We start from the raw sequence: 18,961 nt of genomic DNA, 5'->3' as shown, positions 1-18,961 counted from the left end.
AGCCATTTTACTTTCTCATTTCGGTAGATCACGCACTAAAAATGTCATTTTGCTTTTTCAATATCTTAATGCTTGAGTGCTTTGCTCCCCGCCATACTCTCTTGTCCTCCTTCCCGTGTCCCGGACGGTAATACTACTTGAAAAAGACGTGAAGACCGATCTAGCTTATTATCCGCTTCTTTCTAAAATGACCATATAAGAACAAAAATTATATTTGCGCGTGTAGTTCGTTCCTCAAAAAGCCTATGCAACCAACTAACCCTAATCAATTTACAGAAAAAGCCTGGGAAGCGATCGCGCATACTCCTGACATCGCTAAACAAAACCACCATCAGCAAATCGAAAGTGAACATCTGATGAAAGCTTTGCTAGAACAAGAAGGACTAGCTGGGCCTGTGTTTACAAAATTGGGTGTGAATCTGCAAAAATTACGCGATCGCACAGATCAATACGTCCAACGTCAGCCAAGAGTATCGGGAAGCATCAATTCTGTTTACCTGGGACGCAGCTTGGATTCTCTGTTAGATCGAGCTGAAAATTATCGTAAAGAGTTTGATGACGAATATATATCGATAGAACATTTATTACTTGCTTACGCCAAAGATGATCGCTTTGGTAAAAGTCTATTCCAAGAATTTGGATTAGACGAAAGAAAACTAAAAGATACTATTAAGCAAATTCGGGGAAGCCAAAAAGTGACCGACCAAAATCCAGAAGGTAAATACCAATCACTGGAAAAATATGGGCGTGACCTCACCGAAGCCGCTCGTCAAGGTAAACTTGATCCAGTAATTGGACGAGATGATGAAATTCGTCGCACGATTCAAATTCTATCTCGCCGCACCAAGAATAATCCTGTGTTGATTGGAGAACCAGGTGTTGGTAAAACCGCTATTGTTGAAGGTTTAGCACAGCGCATCGTTGCTGGTGATGTTCCCCAATCTCTCAAAGACCGCAAGCTGATTGCTTTGGATATGGGTGCTTTGATTGCGGGTGCAAAATTCCGGGGTGAATTTGAAGAACGTCTCAAAGCAGTTTTAAAAGAAGTTACCGAATCCGGTGGTAATATAATTCTATTTATTGATGAGATTCATACTGTTGTTGGTGCGGGTGCTACCCAAGGCGCGATGGATGCTAGCAACTTGCTTAAACCCATGTTGGCGCGAGGTGAGTTGCGCTGTATCGGGGCGACAACTTTAGATGAATATCGTAAGTATATTGAAAAAGACGCGGCTTTAGAGCGACGTTTCCAACAAGTTTATGTCGATCAACCCAGTGTTGGAGATACGATCTCGATTCTGCGGGGTTTGAAAGAACGTTACGAACTGCACCACGGTGTAAAAATCTCTGATAATGCTTTAGTTGCTGCGGCGACACTTTCGAGTCGATATATTAGCGATCGCTTTTTACCAGACAAAGCTATTGACTTGGTAGACGAAGCTGCTGCTAGATTGAAAATGGAGATTACCTCCAAACCAGAAGAACTGGATGAGATTGATCGCAAGATTTTACAGTTGGAAATGGAAAAGCTGTCGTTGCAGAAAGAAAGCAACACCGCTTCTCGCGAACGTCTCGAAAAACTAGAAAAAGAACTCGCGGATCTTAAAGAAGAACAACGGACGCTAAACACTCAATGGCAGTCTGAAAAGGATATTATCACCAAAATTCAATCTGTCAAAGAGGAAATAGACCGAGTTAACTTAGAAATTCAACAAGCCGAACGAGATTATGATCTCAACCGCGCTGCGGAATTAAAGTATGGTAAGTTAACTGATTTACACCGTAGGTTGGAAGCCGCAGAATCTGAATTAACCCAAACTCAACATACTGGAAAATCTCTGTTGCGCGAAGAAGTCACCGAAGCTGATATCGCCGAAGTGATTTCTAAGTGGACTGGTATCCCGATTAGCAAGTTGGTAGAATCTGAAAAAGAAAAACTGCTGCATTTAGAAGATGAACTACATCATCGTGTGGTTGGACAACAAGAAGCAGTCACAGCTGTTGCAGATGCAATTCAGCGATCGCGTGCGGGTTTAGCAGATCCGAATCGTCCCATCGCTAGCTTTATTTTCCTTGGCCCTACTGGTGTGGGTAAAACAGAATTAGCAAAGGCCCTCGCAGCATATTTGTTTGACACCGAAGAAGCGCTAGTCCGCATTGACATGTCTGAGTACATGGAGAAACACGCCGTTTCCCGTTTGATTGGCGCACCTCCCGGATATGTCGGTTACGAAGAAGGTGGACAATTAACCGAAGCAATTCGCCGTCGTCCTTATGCGGTAATTCTCTTCGACGAAATCGAAAAAGCTCACCCAGATGTGTTCAACATCTTGCTGCAAATCCTCGATGATGGACGTGTCACCGATGCTCAAGGTCATACAGTGGACTTCAAAAACACTATTATAATTATGACCAGTAATATCGGTTCACAATTTATCCTCGATGTCGCTGGTGATGAATCTCGTTATGAGGAAATGCGGAGTCGGGTAATGGAAGCTTTGCGGAATTCCTTCCGTCCAGAATTCCTCAACCGGGTTGATGAGTTGATTATTTTCCACGGTTTGCAAAAATCAGAATTACGCGAAATTGTCTTGTTACAAGTTGAAAGACTCCGCCAAAGATTAGGCGATCGTAAGATGTCTCTCAAACTCTCCGAAGCTGCTCTTGACTTTTTAGCCGAAGTCGGTTACGACCCTGTATTCGGTGCGCGTCCACTCAAACGTGCAATTCAAAGGGAATTAGAGACACCAATCGCCAAAGCAATTTTGCGGGGCGAATTCAATGATGGCGATATGATCTTTGTAGACATCGAAAATGAGCGTCTTTCCTTCAAGCACTTACCCGCAGAAATATTAACGACTTAACAGGTTTGACGTACTCCCTGGGCTAAAGCCACAGGGATTCTCAAATGATGTTACGAAGCGGGTTTAAACCGCGCTTGGACACCATTCTTCCTGTTTCGTTGACTCTTAACTAGACGGTTTCCCGTCCCCGTCAGACCGTCTCCACAAGCATTTTCTAACACGCTGCGTCCCAGCGCATTGACCCCCCTGTTTCGGATCACTTGTGCGGCTGCTACATCACGATGTACCGTATAGCCGCATTCACGACAAGCATGTAGCCTGTCACTTAAATCTTTCTTTCCGGTGTGCGTATCACATTGAGGACAGACCTGCGATGTGTAGTCTTTGTCCACCTTATTGAAATACACACCCCGTTTCCAGCATACCCATTTAAGGATTTCAACGAATTGTCCAAACCCAGCATCAAGGGTGTGTTTGCCCAACATCCCTTTTGCCCAGGTACGAAAATCAATATCCTCAACAAACACCATTCCAGCATCATTGCAAAGCTTATGAGCAAGCTTAAAATGCCAGTCTTTGCGGGTATCTGAAATACGTTGATGAAGTCGGGCTATTTTGCGGTTTAATTTGTGACGGTTGTTTGAACCTTTATTTTTGTTCCTCAATCTGCGTTGCAGCAATTTCAGCTTGCGGTGCAATGTGTTCAAAAAGCGAGGTCGTTCAACTAATTCGTTATCGGAAGTAGCCGCAAACTTATCTAAACCCAAGTCAATTCCCCTAGGATGCCCACTGGCAACCGTATCAGGGACGTTAACATCACATTCCAGCGTGAACATCAAAAAATATCCACTAGCCTTGCGAACAACCCGAACTTGTTTCACCTTGAAACCATCAGGAATTTCACGAGACTTGACATACTCCATCCAACCAATCTGAGGTAGTTTAATTTGATTATTTTTAAGAACTTGACTTTTTCCTAATTGTGGATACACGAATGACCGCATCCTGTACTTGTTTTTAAACCGAGGAAAACCCATTTTCTTGCGAGTCATGTCCACAAAAGCTGTTTCTAGTTTTCTCAGAACTTGTTGAAGCACCTGAGAATGAACTGTTGCCAGTTCAGGAAATTCAGCTTTGGCACGAGTCAAAGCATTGGCTTGTTCGTAATAGTTAGGATATGGAGCGTCTGCTGGTGTAATGTATTCAGAAACGATGGAGCAAGCGTTGGTTTGACACTTACGAGAATTCAACCAATCCTTACGTTCTCGTAGAGCAAAATTCCAAACTTTGCGACACACTGTTAAAGTGTGTTCAATCTGTTGTATTTGCTCGTTTGTAGGCATTGCTTTGTACTCGTAAGTTAAACTCAACATTGCTTTCTCGCCTCCTCTTACATAATCATACATCATTTTGTAAGACTATTCCGGAAAGAAGTGATACGGCAGGATAAATCCTGCGTCGGCGGCTTTCATGAGGCAGTGCGTTGCGGGGGTTCCCCCCGTTGTAGCACCTGCCGTCCCCCGCCTGAAGGACGAAGTACGGCACTACGTGCCTGCTTCTCAGGGGTTTTCAGCCAGCCGTCCTTATAAATAGTTTGTAGTAAGGACTTTAGTCCTCAAATATTTCAGCACTAAAGTGCTTATACCAATTAAATATGAAGCTGCACATTATTTTAACCTCTCCCAACCTCCCCTTACCAAGGGGAGGTGCCGAAGGCGGTGGGGTTCTTTCTATGCATCTTCATATGGAAATGGTATTACTACAAACCTATCAAAATTTGTGTAAAAAACTTAATCTTCTGATTTGCGGAACACGATAACTATCAGTTGTAGAATCTTACATCTTGAAGGTTATTCTTATGATTCACCACATTTCAGTTTCCGCCAAAAATCCCCAGCTTGTTGCACAAACTCTTGCCAAAGTCTTGAAAGGCCAAGCAGCACCTTTTCCTCCTCACCCAGGTAGCTATATAGTTTTTCCCGGTGATGAACACGGTACAGCAGTTGAAGTTTATCCTTTAGGATCTGAGATAGTACCCGGTACAGCACCTGATGAGCAGTGCATGTTTGTTCACAATGACAATCCTTCTATGTTCACAGCTACCCACGCAGCAATTTCTGTACCTGTCACCCAAGAAGAAATTGAACAAGTTGGTATGAGTGCAGGTTGGCGCGTAGTACGCTGTAACCGTGATTCCTTATTTGATGTCATGGAGTTTTGGGTAGAAAACAGATTAATGATAGAACTGTTAACTCCAGAAATGGCGTCTCAATATTTAGCATTTACAAAACATCCTGAAAAACTACAAGAAGTTTTCGCCACAGCAACTAATTGAATGGTGAAGAGAGGGAACAGGAGAAACAACTCAAAAGTCAAAAATAAAAAATTTTTGACTTTTGACTTTTGAATTGATAAGTTCCCTATTCTCCCCTTCTCATTTGTCGCTTTTTCTCTTCTAAACCAGATCTCTTTTCTGGGGTGAGACTATCAAAACAGTGAGGACAACTAATACCTTCTTCATAATGAGGAGAAGTTTTATCAGCTTCTGAAATTGGGTGTCCACAACCAACACACATCTCATGGGAACCGGGTTCTAACCCATGACTCACAGCGACTCGTTCATCGAAGACAAAACATTCCCCTTCCCAAAGACTTTCCTCTGCTGGAACTTCCTCTAAATATTTGAGAATACCGCCTTTGAGGTGATAAACTTCTTGAAAACCTTGGGAAAGCATAAAAGAAGAAGCTTTTTCACAGCGAATACCACCAGTACAAAATAGTGCGACTTTCTTATACTGACTCGAATCAAGGTGTTTGTTTACATATTCTGGAAATTGCCTAAATGATTCAGTGTTGGGATTTTGAGCTTTTTTAAAAGTGCCAATACTGAATTCATAATCATTGCGGGTGTCAATTACAACCACTTCTGGATCAGAGATTATCTGATTCCAGTCTTTGGGAGTAACATAAGTTCCGACTTTTTCATTGGGGTCAATATCAGGTAGTCCAATTGTGACTATTTCTTTTTTCAGGCGTACTTTCAGACGTTGAAATGGTGACTCTTCAGCAGTAGACTCTTTATGTTCCAAGTCAGCAAAACGAGAATCAGACCGCAAAAAAGATAACACTGAGTTAATACTTTCACGATCGCCTGCGATCGTCCCATTTATCCCTTCTTGGGCTAGTAAAATAGTTCCCTTAATACCTTGTGCTTGGCAATAAGATAACAAAGATTGCTGTTTTTCAGCATAATCTGGCAGTTTAACAAATTTATAAAATGTAGCAACAACTAATGTCATATTTACGTAAATAGTTAGACGTTTAAACAGGATTTGTAAGTAATTTCTATAGCAGTTCTCGGTTGTGTCCAATACGTACCCCACCCCTTAATCCCCTAAGCGCTTGCGCTTAGGGGAGGTTTTGCGTCAGCAAAGCCGGGGTGGGGTTCCGACTGTATTGCAATCGAGTGAGAAGTGCTATAGTTTAAACATTATTTCTCAACTGTCCTTTGTCATTGGTAAGGCTTTAGGCATTTCCCATATTTATTATGTGATAGAAAACTGCTATAAATGCGATCGCTTGCATCCAAAACTAAACCCATTCCCCAGGATCTACCTGATAATAACCTTGCAATAATTTATACAATCCTGGTTGCATCTTCAACAACTGCTGTGGCTTTTCAAAAAATGTCTCAGTCGCCACAGCAAAAAACTCTGCGGGATTAGTCGCACCATAACTATTCATCACATTTTTTATATCTCGTTGCACATCATTGCAGAGTTGTTGATATGCTTGTGTCATCACCCTAGACCAAATGGAATAATCTGATTTTTGTGCCAATTTTGGCACACCCTGCGCTTTACCTTCCTCTTGATCTAACTGGTGAGCAAATTCATGCAAAATCACGTTATGTCCATCATTCCAGTTGCGAGTGTCTTGTTGCACCTGTTCCCAAGATAATACTACTTGATCGCGACTCCACGACTCACCCAATCTTGCTACACGCCTTTCTTCAACAATATATTCACTAGTCGCAACAGTTTCGTTGACAAAATAGGCACTGGGATAAATTAAAATTGAACGTAGTTTGGGAAAATATTCGCCACGTTCATTCAGCAACAGTAGAGATGCGATAGCAGCAACAGTTAACTTCATTTCTTCTGTCACCTGCAATCCTTGACAGCCAGTCAACGACCCAAGTCTAAAGACATTGGGCTAAAGCGCCTAAGACTTAGACAATAGTTGACCAGACTAAGTACCTTGTGTACTACGTTATTGGCAAGAGTTAAAGACCTACCAGGGGATGCGTAGCTAGTTCCTTGCTCTAGAACTGAAGGATTAAACAGATTTATTGGGTTAAGTCAGTGTCTTTCGGATAGTACCGACCAATAACATTGTCGAGGCTAACATTACTCCCGTAAGGGAAGGCTCCTTGGAGCAAAACCGTTATGCGTACAGGATTGCGAGATTTGAAATGGTAACTGTCCCATTTGAAAGTGCATTACAAAGGTACACCAAATTAAGCAATTCCCGTGTAATGGTGCAAATATTTAAAGCGGTTAAAACCGCACGTGTCGCTTCCCTCTCAGCGCTAAAGCGACTGAGTTTCCCGCATACCGAGAGGTCTTATGAATTGTTTTTCTGTTAAAAATACTTGCACATGTCCTTGTAGGCGTCTGCGTTCATCGGGAGTAAGACGGGTGTAAATGGGAAGATTATTTTCAATAATAGAGTTCCAAAGTGGAGGAAAAAGACGTTTTTTAAGAAGATTTATTCGTTGTTTAGTGATGATGGAACTGATGAAAATTCCAGTGATAATTAGACCAATTATAAGTAAAACAATAATAGTTTTAATCATTGTTTTTTAGTTTGCTCTTTACCCGTAGTTAAGGCATCAGGGACAATTGCTCCTGATGCGGTATAAAAAAACTATCCTGCTAAATTACTCATCACAAATCTATTTTCTTGAGTACATAAAATCTCAAAAATTGCCATCGTAAAGTCTATAAGTTCTTGATCATTCAATTCTCGACGCGATCGCTTGCCATATTTCTGTTCTAAATAACGTCTTCCTTGTTCTGGGTTCCAGTCTAATTGTTTTAAGTAAGTATCAGTTTGCGCCATAATTATTCTCCGTAATTCATGATTTGTAGTACTTTCCGGCTTTTGAATTTGATTAATTCTCTGACTAATCTTTTGTTCTAAAGATTGTAAGTCAATTTCGTTGTGTTCGTTCCAAGTAATCTTGATTTCTTGATATGTTATTGGATTATAAATTGTACAAAATACAACTTTTTTGTCCCCTGGAGAAACCGCAATTGTCAATGGTTGATGCAGTTGTTCATTTGTAATAATATCCAAAGATAACAATAAGCTTTTAGAGAAGTAAGAATCTCTACCAGAACGGATGATGTAAGGTTGTTCTGCTAAAACATGCAAATCTGTTTTCTCTCTTTTTCCAAACTTTGTCTCAACTGTTTTGTTACATTCTATTTTTGTGATTATTCCAGTTAAAGCTTTGTCATAAATTGGTATATGTTGCTCTTGTTCAGAAAGCATATACCAACAATGATCTGCTTCTCTACTAACAAAAACATATTGAGGTTTTGGTACACTTCCAAATCCAAGTTTAATTTCCATATTGCCTCTATGTGATGCGATTTAGTGATTTACCAACGGGTTTTACACGTGATTCTGCAAAACCAAGAGTTTGGTTACACATATAGTTCCCTGATGTAGAGAGTAATTATTTAGCGGGAGCAAAAGAAATTCACATTGAATAAGATATATTTTAGTATTTTTGTACTAAAAAAGAAAAGCAAAGAATTAATACGATTTCGCTTTATCAGCCTACACAAATGCAGGGGTGTATAGTGGGAGCATCTCAAATATTCAGAGACAAAAGGATAAAATCAGGGTATTTAACAATGGCAATTGTTATAAATCCTACAGACGATTGGGTAGAGACACGAGGAATATCGCGTCTTGACTCTTGAATCTTGACTTTTGACTAATGACTAATCAAATTAAAATCGCTGTCGTTGGAGTGGGGCGTTGGGGTGTAAATTTGCTGCGGAATTTTCTGGAGCATCCCCAAGTCATCGTTGCAGCTGTGGTAGACCCGAATCTAGAGTGTTTGGCAAAGATAAAACGCCAATTTTTTTCAAAAAACACTACAAATCATAATGTATTATTAACAACCGAGTGGTCAGAAATTAAACAAATCATAGATTTAGATGCAGTAGTCATTGCTACCCCTGCCAGCACACATTATTCCTTAATTACTGACGCCTTAAATTGGGGATACCATGTTTTAGCAGAAAAACCTTTAACTTTAGATCCGACAGAATGTTATAAACTCTGCCAGCTAGCCCAAAAACAGCAACGGCAACTAATGGTTGACCATACTTATCTATTTCATCCAGCAGTGGAACGAGGGCAAAATGTTGTTCATACAGGAGAATTAGGGGATTTACGCTATGGCTATGCTTATCGCACTCATTTGGGGCCAGTTCGCCAAGATGTTGATGCACTATGGGATTTAGCTATTCACGACATTGCAATATTCAATGCTTGGTTAGGTCAGCAACCAGTGAGTGTACAGGCTTCAGGTAGGGTGTGGCTACAAGGGGGACATGGGGGACACGGGGGACAAGGAGGAGTTTTTTCTTCTTTGTCTCCCTTGTCTTTATCTAAAAGACTTGCCGATCTGGTTTGGGTGACACTAAATTACGCTAATGGTTTTCAAGCTTATATTCATTTGTGTTGGCTGAATGCTGATAAGCAGCGACGTTTAGTAGTTGTAGGTAGTCGAGGTAGTTTGATTTTTGATGAAATGTCAGCTATATCACCTTTAACGCTGCTGCATGGAGAGTTAGAAGTAGAAAAAAATCATTTTGTTACTATAAATCAAAGCCAACAAGTGCTGCAAGTCGAAAAAAATGAACCATTAAAACGAGTGTGCGATCGCTTTGTTAGCTGTGTTCATAACAATACTCCTTGCCCAGTTTCCTCTGTTTGGGTAGGGACACAGTTAGTAAATATTCTTGCTGCTCTGACAGAATCACTTAACCAGGATGGCAAACCTGTTGTGCTGAACACAAATCTGTACTGAGTTCTGGCTTTTGGCTAGCACAGTTTAATTCTCCGACTTTGCCATTTTCCTCATCTTCTGTTGTCTCCTGGCGGGTATCTATCAAAGGTAAAATAATGCTCACTGTTGTACCTTGATTGATACCTCTACTTTCAAGAGTGATCTTACCTCCCATTAGTTCAACTAAGTTCCGTGAAATGGCTAGTCCCAGCCCAGTACCGCCAAATTTGCGTGTAGTAGCATCATCCACCATGACAAATGGGCGAAATAGCTTTTGTTGCTGGGTGGGATCAATCCCCACACCTGTGTCTTGAACACTGACAATTACCTGGTATTTACTATCAATTTGTTGAATTTCTGTTGTAATTGTGATGCTACCTTCATCAGTAAATTTAGTTGCATTACCGATAATATTAATTAGTACCTGCTTCAATTTGGCTGGGTCAGCATTCACCAAAATGAATTCACTCATCTGTTGAGGAATGTTTAACTGCAATCCTTTTTGTTGAATATTCACAGATTGCAAATTAATGACCTCTTTGAGTAATTTCTGAAGGTCAATTGGTTCTAAAGACACAGATAGTTTACCAGCTTCTATTTTGGAAATATCTAGCAATTCGTTAATTATACCTAGTAAGTGAATTGCCGTTTCATCAGCACGCTTAAGAAACTCTAGTTCTTCTTCTCTGTCATCACACAAGTCATCTCGAACCAGACGAATACAGTTAATAATAATGTGTAATGGATTTCTCAATTCATGGGAAGTTGCTGCTAAAAATTGGCTTTTACTCTGGTTGGCATTTTTGGCTTCTTTCCAAGCTATTTCTACTTCTTCCGCCCAAGCTTTGAGGCGTTCTAGCATTTGATCTAAGGCTTGCGCTAGTTGATTGAACTCCCGAATTTTTAAGTTGTGCGGAACTGGTACTGTGCTGTGGTAACTGTGGAGATTGAGAGCATAGTCACGCAGTTCTTCAACTGGAAGTGCTAGACAACGAGCTAAATACAAAGATGCCAATACACTAGCGCCAATTAAGCCTACTGTCAAAACGATCAAAATTAGTTTGATTTGCCCTAAATCATACAAAGCATTATCTAGACCAGTAACCGCTAAAATCACCCATTTTTGCTGTTTTCCTTGGATAATTGGACTGTCAATAGCAGTGTAACCAGCGAGTAATTCTTCTCCCTGTTTATCAAAAAATAAATGCAGAGTATCTTGTTTACCAGCAATGGCATTTTTCACTATCATTTGTAGACGTGAAGCATCTATGTGCTGGGCAATATTAGTACCAATTCGGCTGGCGATTGGATGTGCTAAAATTGTACCGTTTTCGGCAATAACAACTGTAGAACCTGTTAGTAAACCTGGTTTATTTTTAATTTTTTCGCGTAACAAAGCTGATTTGAAAACTAAGTTATAGCGCCACTCGCCAGCTTGGTCATAGACTGGCGCTGATAGCAATAGTTTCAGTTTACTTTGTTCATCTCTATTACCAGTTGTATTTAAATTTGATGGTGATAATAGTTTTACTTCTAACCCATTGCTATAAAAATCAGCATTAGACTGATTCACAGGTTCTTGACCACACGTACTAGCACTTATTTCATCGCTATTAGAATCTACTAATTGTATACATTCAATTTGCCGTGGTTGCTGTTGCGCTAGTTGATTGATAAAATCTTCTTTTTGAGCAAGTGTACCTGATTGAATCACCTGTGTTTGAGTAGCAGTGAACAAATTAGCTTTTAAAGCAGAGATTGTATCGGCAACTTTTTCTCCCTTAAGAACAGCACTTGCTGTTAAATTTTGACGGGCAGTTTCTAAAAGGCTATAACGTGCTTTTTGATAGGCAACTATTTCACCTATCAATAAAACTGGAACAGATAGAAGCAAAATTTTTGATACTAAAATCCGCCTAAAGGAGGATTGACGCTGGTTAGCCATCGGCACTCTCACTTGGCATTTGCAAACCACAACAGCAACTAAATGCAATTAAATTAATTACTATTTTTAAGCGATAAATATTGGTTGATGCCAAAAATTTTAAACCATTAGATAGCTGGATAGCAAAAAAATATATATTATACAAACCCTGAAAGCAACTAGTTATAATTGCAACTTTGACCAGATGTAAATAAAGTTGTGAAATTAGTTGTAAACAGGAGTTTGCCAGCATGATTCTTTCTGATAATCCAAAGTAAAAATATAGACAAAATATACAAATCAAATCAATGGTGCAATATCGACCTTATACTACGGTGGTTTTAGCCATGAGTGCAGATGGCAAGATAGCTGATGTTACGCGATCGCCTGCTCGTTTTGGCTCCAAGAGTGATAAAGCACATCTGGAAAACAGAATTGCTACTGCTGATGCAGTCTTATTTGGTGCTGGTACTCTCCGTGCCTACGGTACAACATTAACCGTAACAAATCCACAACTACTGCAAAATCGGATACAAGGGGGTAAACCCCTTCAACCAGTACATATTGTAACTACACACTCAGCCAACCTAAATCCGGAAATTCGCTTTTTTCAACAGCCAGTTCAACGTTGGTTACTCACTACAAGCACAGGGGCGGTTTTTTGGCATAAAAGACCTGAATTTGAGCAGATTATGGTCTTTGAAACGGAAGAGGGAAAAATTGATGTTGCAGCAGCTCTGGAGCATCTCTCAAAATTGGGAATAGCACAATTAGCTATATTAGGTGGTGGTGAACTAGTCGCCTCGCTGCTGGAATTAGATTTAATCGATGAACTTTGGCTGACTATTTGTCCCTTGATTTTAGGTGGTGTTGCTGCGCCAACACCAGTTGAAGGTAAAGGATTTCTACCACAACTAGCTCCTCGGTTACAACTTATAGAAGTTGATAGGGTAGACCAAGAAGTTTTTCTTCATTATCGAATTGTTAGTGATTAGTAGAGACGCGATTAATCGCGTCTCTACAATAGTTAATAGTTATTTCTCTGTTGTCTCCCCACACTCTCCACTTTCAAGGGTAGGTATTTAATCTTAAGGCTTAATGTTCTAGCTTTAAGTCTTAATGTTCTAGCTTTAAGTCTTAATGTTCTAGCTTTAAGTCTTAATGTTCTAGCTTTAAGGCTTAATGTTCTAGCTTTAAGGCTTCATGTTCTAGCTTTAAGGCTTAAGGTTACAACATTAAGGCTTAACCTTGTAACATTGATGACTAAAGTTTGTTGGGAGTGCAAAGGGACTTTCACGCTCCCGCTAAGTCTTGGTAAAATGATTATTAACTTTTGTATCGGAAGCCCGCGATGGTGGAACAATTAAAACCTCGCTACTCTGTTGCTTGGATTAACAAAATTACCGAAATTCCTCAATCAGCCTGGGATGCTTTAGCACTACCACTGACAACCCCGTTTTTAGAGTGGAATTGGCTGAACAATTTAGAAACTTCAGGTAGTGCTACAGCTAAAACGGGTTGGCTACCCAATCACTTGACTTTGTGGCGAGATCGGACACTGGTTGCTGTTGCACCACTTTACTTGAAAGGACATAGTTATGGTGAATTTGTGTTTGATCACCAATGGGCTGATTTGGCGCAACGTATTGGTGTGGAATATTACCCAAAAATGTTGGGAATGACACCATTTACTCCTGCGGAAGGTTATCGATTTTTAATCGCACCTGGGGAAGATGAAGATGAAATCACAGCAATTATGGTGCATGAAATTGATGCTTTTTGCTCAAAACACCAGATTTCTGGTTGTCATTTTCTGTATGTAGATCCCCAATGGCGTCCTGTTTTAGAACGCTGTGGTTTTACTACTTGGCTGCACCACAGTTATATTTGGGAAAATCTTGGCTTTCAAACTTTTGATGATTATTTGGCAGTATTTAATGCTAACCAGCGTCGTAATATCAAGCGCGAACGCAAAGCTGTAGAAAAAGCTGGTTTACGATTACAACCCTTGAGTGGCGAGGAAATTCCCAAGTCTTTGTTTGGGTTAATGTATGAATTTTATGCAGATACTTGCGATAAGTTTGGCTGGTGGGGTAGCAAATATTTAACAAAGCGATTTTTTGAGCAGTTACACGAGAATTATCGCGATCGCGTTTTATTTTTCGCCGCATATAACGAACAAAATCAGCATCAACCAATGGGGATGTCTTTTTGTTTATTCAAGGACGATAGAATGTATGGGCGCTACTGGGGTAGTTTTCAAGAAATAGATTGCTTACATTTTGATGCTTGTTATTATGCCCCGATTGCATGGGCGATCGCTAACGGTATCCAAATCTTTGATCCCGGTGCAGGTGGACGCCATAAAAAACGTCGTGGTTTTCCTGCACAGCCTAACTACAGTTTGCATCGCTTTTACAATAATCGTTTGCGAAAAATTTTATGTTCTTATATTGATGAAGTAAATGAACTCGAACAGCAAGAAATTGAGGTAATCAATACAGAATTACCATTTTCTCAAAAAAATAATTGAGATTTAAAAATAGCTTTCACAAGAATATTTTGAGGTAGATAAGAATTAAACTTGAGAAAGGATGAAAAATTCCTGAATCAAGTTTACGTTTTACGGTAAGTATGGGTTTGAAATTGGAAGATATAGCGCAAATAGATAATAAGCTTTCTCAGCGTCATATTGATCTTGATCCCGGTGGATATTTCATTATTTACTTAGAGCAAGAAACAGGGCTGATTTGTGCCAAGCATTTCACAAATGTAATTGATGACCATGGTTTAGCAGTAGATCCAGAAACAGGAAAAGTAATTCCTGCACGAGGAAAAGTTGGACGAACTCACACAACAGTATTTACAGGTAGGACAGCAAAAGAATTATCTGTGGAAATATTTGAAAAAACAAAGCCCTGTCCCGTGACTCAGCTAGATCATGCAGCTTATTTAGGTCGAGAATTTGTTCGTGCTGAGATTGCTTTAGTGACAGGGCAAGAGTATATTCAAGATTAATTGGAATTTGTTAGTAGTTAGTAGTTAATCACCACTAAGTAAGTGGGTCAAATTAAATATAAAACCTCACCCTCAATCCCTCTCCTTAGTAAGGAGAGGGAAGCTGGAGGCAGGGTGAGGTTTTATTTTATCTTTAATTACACCTACCAACTTAACTACTAACTACTAACCACTAACCATTACCATCAGAAGAAGGTGGTTGAACAGCTAGATAAATGTAGTAAGTCGCCATTGGGATGACAGTAGCAGCAACTAAAAGTCCCACAACCCAGGCGATCGCATTACCTTTTTCGCCTTCTTCTGTTTTCCCAAAAGTGCCTTCTACCTGTACTTTTTCGACTATTTGGGGTGGCCCGGGATCGGGTTCACCAGAAAGTACAGCGATTAGGCGATCGCTAGCATCTAAAAACGCTTGATTATATTTGTCACCTGATCGCAAAGGTGTCATCAAAGTTTCGTCTGCGACACTTTTGGCAATTTCGTCTGTCAATAAAGACTTAACGCGATCGCCACTAATAATTGCAGCACCGTTGGTAACAGAATCAATCATTAATAAAGTTTGATTGGCTTGGGCTTCTGCTGTCGGAAACCATTTTTCAAACAATGCTTTTGTAAAACTTTCCGCAGTTTCACCATAATCTAAACGACGTACCGTAACAAATCTGACTTCATTTCCGGTGTTCTTTGCCAAATCCTCTGAGGCACTACTAATCTTGCCTTCATTGATACGACTAATGACTTCAGCTTGATCTAAAACCCAAGTATTGGGTGTGAAATTTGGCATTTCGTATACACCAGTGGCAAAAGCAGGTGTAGCAAAAAATGCAGATACTAGAATCATTATCACTGGCAGAATCAGCCATTGGATATGTTTTTTCCAATTAAATAATTGGCAGAGAAACTGTTTCATTGGATGAATGTATAAAGACGGGCTTTCACCAAAAATACTACACAAATGCAGTACAAGTCTCACCTTTTGTCATGATTTATGTGAAATTGGCTTGCTTTTAAGTTTTGATAAATTAGTAGTTTCTAACTTTTTCTACACCTATACATTCCGACACTTCAATACTCTTTGTTTCTTAACGGCTGCCAAGATAAATGCGATCGCTATACACTTCTGTCTGTGCCTCCTGTCCTCTGCCTTTTGAAACCCCACATCCATTTTCTAGCTAGACCTTACTCGGCAATCACTGAAAGCGACGGTAACTTACGAATTTCTTCTCGTACACTCATCAGGATTTTACCGAGATGGTTTTCACCTGTTTGATCTGCACCGCAACCCCAAAAATAATCCTTGGGAGAATTTTCTACCAGTAATTGATCGCCGGTAGTGAGCAGAACTTCTCTAATATCAGCATGGGTGAGAAACTTTTTAAGTACAGCTTCTCGCATGATGTTAGTTTTAACTATCTCCCAATCTAAACGGACTTTGCGGGTACAACAGCGTCCTAATGCAGCAGCTTCTTCTGGCGTCTCAACTTTATGGATGACAGGTATAATAACTGCGTCTGGTGTTCCCACAAATTTTTGAGCTTGATAATAATGCTCTACTGTCCGCCAATAAATACCGTCAATTGTAATCTCGTGGGGAGAAAAGTTAGAAAAACAGCCATAAAGCTCATAAGCTTTGTAAAAGTAAATAGTCATTTTAAAGTTGCTCTTTTTATACTTCAACTTCTATGATGCCTGGAGTTGTTGGTAGGCAGAAGATAGCATCTTCAAAAAAGTTGGATTTTTGATTTTTGTAGGCAAAGTAGTAATCTATTCTTCTCGTCGTCGCTGCAAACCACGTTTATAGCAGTTCTCATTTGAATCAAATACACCGCCATGAACAATGTAGAGACGTTACATGTAACGTCTGGGCGCAGCGTATTGCATACAACCGAGAAGCGCTATAGAAGTGCATAAGTTAGTCAATGGAAAGTATGAATTGCAGGCAGAAAATCCTGTTTGGCTACCAGAAATTAGCTTATACCATTTCTTTATGAAGACGCATATAAAGAACCCCACCGCCTGCGGCACCTCCCCGCAAATTCGGGGAGGTTGGGAGGGGTCAAAATAATGTGCAGCTTCACAGAAAATTGGTATTAGGAATTGGTTGCGAACGTGGAACCTATAGCGGAGTAATGCGAGAATGGTTGTATTGGTATGACGAAGAAGGTAAACGATATCCTACGCCAGAAGAACAGATAAAACAAGCAAACAAGTGTGCTGCAAAGCTGGCGGAGAAATTACGCGAGTTAGGGATAGATCCAAATATTGTTGACTAGCACTATTTTATACGACTTGACACTGGGCAGTATGTCGTAATAAATGGTCACATAAAACCAAAGCCACCATTGCCTCAACCATAGGAACTGCACGTGGTAACACACAAGGATCATGACGTCCTTTTCCTGCTAAAAGCGTCTCTTCACCCTCATTAGTTACCGTCTTCTGTTCTTTTCTAATCGTTGCAGTTGGTTTAAATGCTACACGGAGAATGATATTTTCACCGTTGGAAATTCCGCCTTGAATACCACCAGAACGGTTGGTACGAGTGCGAATTTCACCTGCTTCATCAATATAAAATTCATCGTTATGTTCAAATCCACTTAGGAGAGTTCCGGCGAAACCAGAACCAATTTCAAATCCTTTGCTAGCAGGTAGAGACATGACTCCTTTAGCTAGATCTGCTTCTAACTTATCGAAAACAGGATCACCTAAACCTTTGGGTACATTGCGCGCTACGCATTCTACTACACCACCGATAGAATTACCTTCACGGCGCACTTCCTCGATTAATTCAATCATGCGATCGCCACATTCAGCATCAGGACAGCGAACGATGTTGCTTTCAACTTGTTCTAAACTAACCGTAACTGGATCAATAATGGCTTCTAAATCTTTGATGCGCTTGACGTAACCGATAATTTCGACATTAGCGACTTGACGGAGAATTTTTTTCGCGATCGCCCCAGCTGCAACTCTACCTATTGTCTCTCGTGCTGATGATCTACCGCCACCTTGCCAGTTACGAATGCCATACTTGGCATCATAAGTTGCATCTGCATGGGAAGGACGATACTTGAGTGCCATCTCATCATAATCTTGGGAACGAGTGTCTTTGTTGCGTACTAAAATGGCGATTGGTGTTCCCAGAGTTTTGCCTTCAAATACACCAGAGAGAATTTCGCATTTATCTTCTTCTTTGCGAGGCGTGGTAATTTTACTTTGTCCTGGACGTCTGCGATCAAGTTCTATTTGAATTTCCTCGGTGGAAATTTCTAGTTGAGGAGGACAACCATCAATCACAACTCCCACACCACCGCCGTGGGATTCGCCAAATGTAGTGATGCGAAATAGATGTCCGAATGTGTTGCCCATGATGTTGAGGAAGTATTGTCTCGATTATTTATCTTACCTGAAGTTTTGTTGTCAACACTGACTACCTCATTAGTGTGATTGGTAATAGGTGATTGGTAATTCGAGAAAAATATACTACCCATTACCCACCCATTACCCATTACCCATTACCACTTATGTCTTATCCAGTCGTAAATCTCTACATATTTTGCTCCTGGATGATTCCATGAGTAGTCATAGTCCATACCCTGAAGGGCTAGTTGGCAAAACTCTTGTGGCTTTTCGTACCACAGTGCGATCGCTCGATCCATTGCTGATTCTAAAGCATGATAATCGGTGTCATAGAAGACGTAGCCATTACGTAGTTCTGGAGGTAAATTTTGCTCGTAATCTCGGTCAAATACCGTATTCACGAGTCCACCGACACCACGCACAATGGGTACAGTTCCGTACTTTAAGCCGATCATCTGAGTTAAACCACAGGGTTCGTAATTACTGGGGACAATAATCATACAGCAGGGAACAGGGAATAGGGAACAGGGAACAGGGTTGAAAGTCTCTTGGTATATGGCTTTGTTTTTAAAATTTGTACTTCATTTACCTGAAATCTGCTGTATCTGCCCCGGCATAAATTAGGTGAGATAATTCTTCATTAAAGCCCAGTTCTAAATGAACATCGGGATTACTGTTTAAAAATTGTTTTTCGTGCTGGAAATGAGCATTAAACATCTCCAAAATAGTATATTTTGTGGTAAAAGAACGTCAATAGAAGTT

15 protein-coding genes and 3 pseudogenes are annotated in these 18,961 nt (G+C 40.3%); 7 read left to right on the top strand and 11 right to left on the bottom strand.

Annotated elements, in window-relative coordinates; translation table 11 throughout:
* Positions 1-245: 245 nt before the first annotated feature.
* Positions 246-2,864 (top strand): ATP-dependent chaperone ClpB, encoded by a 2,619-nt coding sequence (clpB, locus tag AC5JMK_RS13665; RefSeq protein ID WP_096675599.1) that lies wholly within the window; start codon positions 246-248, stop codon positions 2,862-2,864.
* A 50-nt stretch (positions 2,865-2,914) separates the two neighbouring features.
* Here the strand turns inward: clpB and AC5JMK_RS13660 are convergent, their stop codons facing one another.
* Positions 2,915-4,177, bottom strand: a complete 1,263-nt coding sequence (locus tag AC5JMK_RS13660; protein ID WP_495910350.1) for an RNA-guided endonuclease InsQ/TnpB family protein — start codon at positions 4,175-4,177, stop codon at positions 2,915-2,917.
* A gap of 485 nt (positions 4,178-4,662) precedes the next feature.
* Between AC5JMK_RS13660 and AC5JMK_RS13655 the strand changes: the two genes are divergently transcribed.
* Positions 4,663-5,139 (top strand): hypothetical protein, encoded by a 477-nt coding sequence (locus AC5JMK_RS13655; protein WP_495910349.1) that lies wholly within the window; start codon positions 4,663-4,665, stop codon positions 5,137-5,139.
* Positions 5,140-5,224: 85 nt separating this feature from the next.
* Here the strand turns inward: AC5JMK_RS13655 and trhO are convergent, their stop codons facing one another.
* From trhO to AC5JMK_RS13635, 4 genes and pseudogenes are all read right to left on the bottom strand, one after another.
* Complete coding sequence (trhO, locus tag AC5JMK_RS13650) at positions 5,225-6,103, bottom strand: oxygen-dependent tRNA uridine(34) hydroxylase TrhO (RefSeq protein ID WP_495910348.1); 879 nt, start codon at positions 6,101-6,103, stop codon at positions 5,225-5,227.
* Between the two features lie 292 nt (positions 6,104-6,395).
* Positions 6,396-6,989, bottom strand: a pseudogene (locus tag AC5JMK_RS13645) (M90 family metallopeptidase); the annotation flags it as partial.
* Between the two features lie 406 nt (positions 6,990-7,395).
* Positions 7,396-7,662: a zinc-dependent peptidase gene (locus AC5JMK_RS13640; protein WP_495910347.1), complete on the bottom strand. Its 267-nt coding sequence runs from the start codon at positions 7,660-7,662 to the stop codon at positions 7,396-7,398.
* A 71-nt stretch (positions 7,663-7,733) separates the two neighbouring features.
* Positions 7,734-8,444, bottom strand: coding sequence for a hypothetical protein (locus tag AC5JMK_RS13635; protein WP_495910346.1), 711 nt, complete (start codon positions 8,442-8,444; stop codon positions 7,734-7,736).
* A 373-nt stretch (positions 8,445-8,817) separates the two neighbouring features.
* Between AC5JMK_RS13635 and AC5JMK_RS13630 the strand changes: the two genes are divergently transcribed.
* Positions 8,818-9,918, top strand: a complete 1,101-nt coding sequence (locus AC5JMK_RS13630; RefSeq protein ID WP_096675594.1) for a Gfo/Idh/MocA family protein — start codon at positions 8,818-8,820, stop codon at positions 9,916-9,918.
* Here the strand turns inward: AC5JMK_RS13630 and AC5JMK_RS13625 are convergent.
* Both AC5JMK_RS13625 and AC5JMK_RS13620 read right to left on the bottom strand, forming a co-directional pair.
* The gene (locus AC5JMK_RS13625) at positions 9,872-11,842 is read right to left on the bottom strand and encodes a sensor histidine kinase (protein WP_096675593.1); all 1,971 of its coding nucleotides are present in this window, start codon (positions 11,840-11,842) and stop codon (positions 9,872-9,874) included. The two genes, AC5JMK_RS13630 and AC5JMK_RS13625, sit on opposite strands and share 47 nt — an antisense overlap.
* Positions 11,835-12,074: a hypothetical protein gene (locus AC5JMK_RS13620; RefSeq protein WP_096675592.1), complete on the bottom strand. Its 240-nt coding sequence runs from the start codon at positions 12,072-12,074 to the stop codon at positions 11,835-11,837. The genes AC5JMK_RS13625 and AC5JMK_RS13620 overlap by 8 nt, the downstream gene beginning before the upstream one ends.
* A gap of 55 nt (positions 12,075-12,129) precedes the next feature.
* On the opposite strand from AC5JMK_RS13620, the gene AC5JMK_RS13615 reads away from it, so the two are divergent.
* The 3 genes from AC5JMK_RS13615 to AC5JMK_RS13605 all read left to right on the top strand — a co-directional run bounded on the left by AC5JMK_RS13615 (position 12,130) and on the right by AC5JMK_RS13605 (position 14,839).
* Positions 12,130-12,816, top strand: a complete 687-nt coding sequence (locus AC5JMK_RS13615) for a RibD family protein (protein WP_495910345.1) — start codon at positions 12,130-12,132, stop codon at positions 12,814-12,816.
* Between the two features lie 356 nt (positions 12,817-13,172).
* On the top strand, positions 13,173-14,354 hold the full coding sequence (locus AC5JMK_RS13610; RefSeq protein ID WP_096675590.1) for a GNAT family N-acetyltransferase: 1,182 nt from the start codon (positions 13,173-13,175) through the stop codon (positions 14,352-14,354).
* A 101-nt stretch (positions 14,355-14,455) separates the two neighbouring features.
* The gene (locus AC5JMK_RS13605) at positions 14,456-14,839 is read left to right on the top strand and encodes a DUF4346 domain-containing protein (RefSeq protein WP_096675589.1); all 384 of its coding nucleotides are present in this window, start codon (positions 14,456-14,458) and stop codon (positions 14,837-14,839) included.
* Between the two features lie 172 nt (positions 14,840-15,011).
* Here the strand turns inward: AC5JMK_RS13605 and psb32 are convergent, their stop codons facing one another.
* On the bottom strand, positions 15,012-15,749 hold the full coding sequence (psb32, locus tag AC5JMK_RS13600) for a photosystem II repair protein Psb32 (RefSeq protein ID WP_096675588.1): 738 nt from the start codon (positions 15,747-15,749) through the stop codon (positions 15,012-15,014).
* Positions 15,750-16,018: 269 nt separating this feature from the next.
* Positions 16,019-16,489, bottom strand: a complete 471-nt coding sequence (ybiA, locus tag AC5JMK_RS13595) for a riboflavin biosynthesis intermediates N-glycosidase (protein WP_495910344.1) — start codon at positions 16,487-16,489, stop codon at positions 16,019-16,021.
* Positions 16,490-16,736: 247 nt separating this feature from the next.
* Here ybiA and AC5JMK_RS13590 point away from each other — a divergent pair.
* Positions 16,737-17,112 (top strand): annotated as a pseudogene (locus AC5JMK_RS13590) (hypothetical protein); the annotation flags it as partial.
* Between the two features lie 7 nt (positions 17,113-17,119).
* Here AC5JMK_RS13590 and aroC read toward each other — a convergent pair.
* Positions 17,120-18,208 carry a chorismate synthase gene (gene aroC / locus AC5JMK_RS13585; protein WP_096675586.1) on the bottom strand — a complete coding sequence of 363 codons (1,089 nt, stop codon included), beginning with the start codon at positions 18,206-18,208 and terminating at the stop codon, positions 17,120-17,122.
* A 146-nt stretch (positions 18,209-18,354) separates the two neighbouring features.
* A pseudogene (locus tag AC5JMK_RS13580) lies at positions 18,355-18,699 on the bottom strand (starch synthase); the annotation flags it as partial.
* Positions 18,700-18,961 lie beyond the last annotated feature (262 nt).

This window comes from Pelatocladus sp. (assembly GCF_059505505.1).
This window is presented reverse-complemented; position numbering and strand designations above follow the sequence as displayed.

Bases quoted from the DNA above. Each gene is read 5' to 3' on its own strand.
- AC5JMK_RS13625 (WP_096675593.1), bottom strand. From the start codon at position 11,842: ATGGCTAACCAGCGTCAATCCTCCTTTAGGCGGATTTTAGTATCAAAA.
- AC5JMK_RS13615 (WP_495910345.1), top strand. From the start codon at position 12,130: ATGGTGCAATATCGACCTTATACTACGGTGGTTTTAGCCATGAGTGCA.
- clpB (WP_096675599.1), top strand. From the start codon at position 246: ATGCAACCAACTAACCCTAATCAATTTACAGAAAAAGCCTGGGAAGCG.
- psb32 (WP_096675588.1), bottom strand. From the start codon at position 15,749: ATGAAACAGTTTCTCTGCCAATTATTTAATTGGAAAAAACATATCCAA.
- aroC (WP_096675586.1), bottom strand. From the start codon at position 18,208: ATGGGCAACACATTCGGACATCTATTTCGCATCACTACATTTGGCGAA.
- AC5JMK_RS13635 (WP_495910346.1), bottom strand. From the start codon at position 8,444: ATGGAAATTAAACTTGGATTTGGAAGTGTACCAAAACCTCAATATGTT.
- AC5JMK_RS13630 (WP_096675594.1), top strand. From the start codon at position 8,818: ATGACTAATCAAATTAAAATCGCTGTCGTTGGAGTGGGGCGTTGGGGT.
- AC5JMK_RS13605 (WP_096675589.1), top strand. From the start codon at position 14,456: ATGGGTTTGAAATTGGAAGATATAGCGCAAATAGATAATAAGCTTTCT.
- trhO (WP_495910348.1), bottom strand. From the start codon at position 6,103: ATGACATTAGTTGTTGCTACATTTTATAAATTTGTTAAACTGCCAGAT.
- AC5JMK_RS13640 (WP_495910347.1), bottom strand. From the start codon at position 7,662: ATGATTAAAACTATTATTGTTTTACTTATAATTGGTCTAATTATCACT.
- ybiA (WP_495910344.1), bottom strand. From the start codon at position 16,489: ATGACTATTTACTTTTACAAAGCTTATGAGCTTTATGGCTGTTTTTCT.
- AC5JMK_RS13610 (WP_096675590.1), top strand. From the start codon at position 13,173: ATGGTGGAACAATTAAAACCTCGCTACTCTGTTGCTTGGATTAACAAA.
- AC5JMK_RS13655 (WP_495910349.1), top strand. From the start codon at position 4,663: ATGATTCACCACATTTCAGTTTCCGCCAAAAATCCCCAGCTTGTTGCA.
- AC5JMK_RS13660 (WP_495910350.1), bottom strand. From the start codon at position 4,177: ATGTTGAGTTTAACTTACGAGTACAAAGCAATGCCTACAAACGAGCAA.
- AC5JMK_RS13620 (WP_096675592.1), bottom strand. From the start codon at position 12,074: ATGCTGGCAAACTCCTGTTTACAACTAATTTCACAACTTTATTTACAT.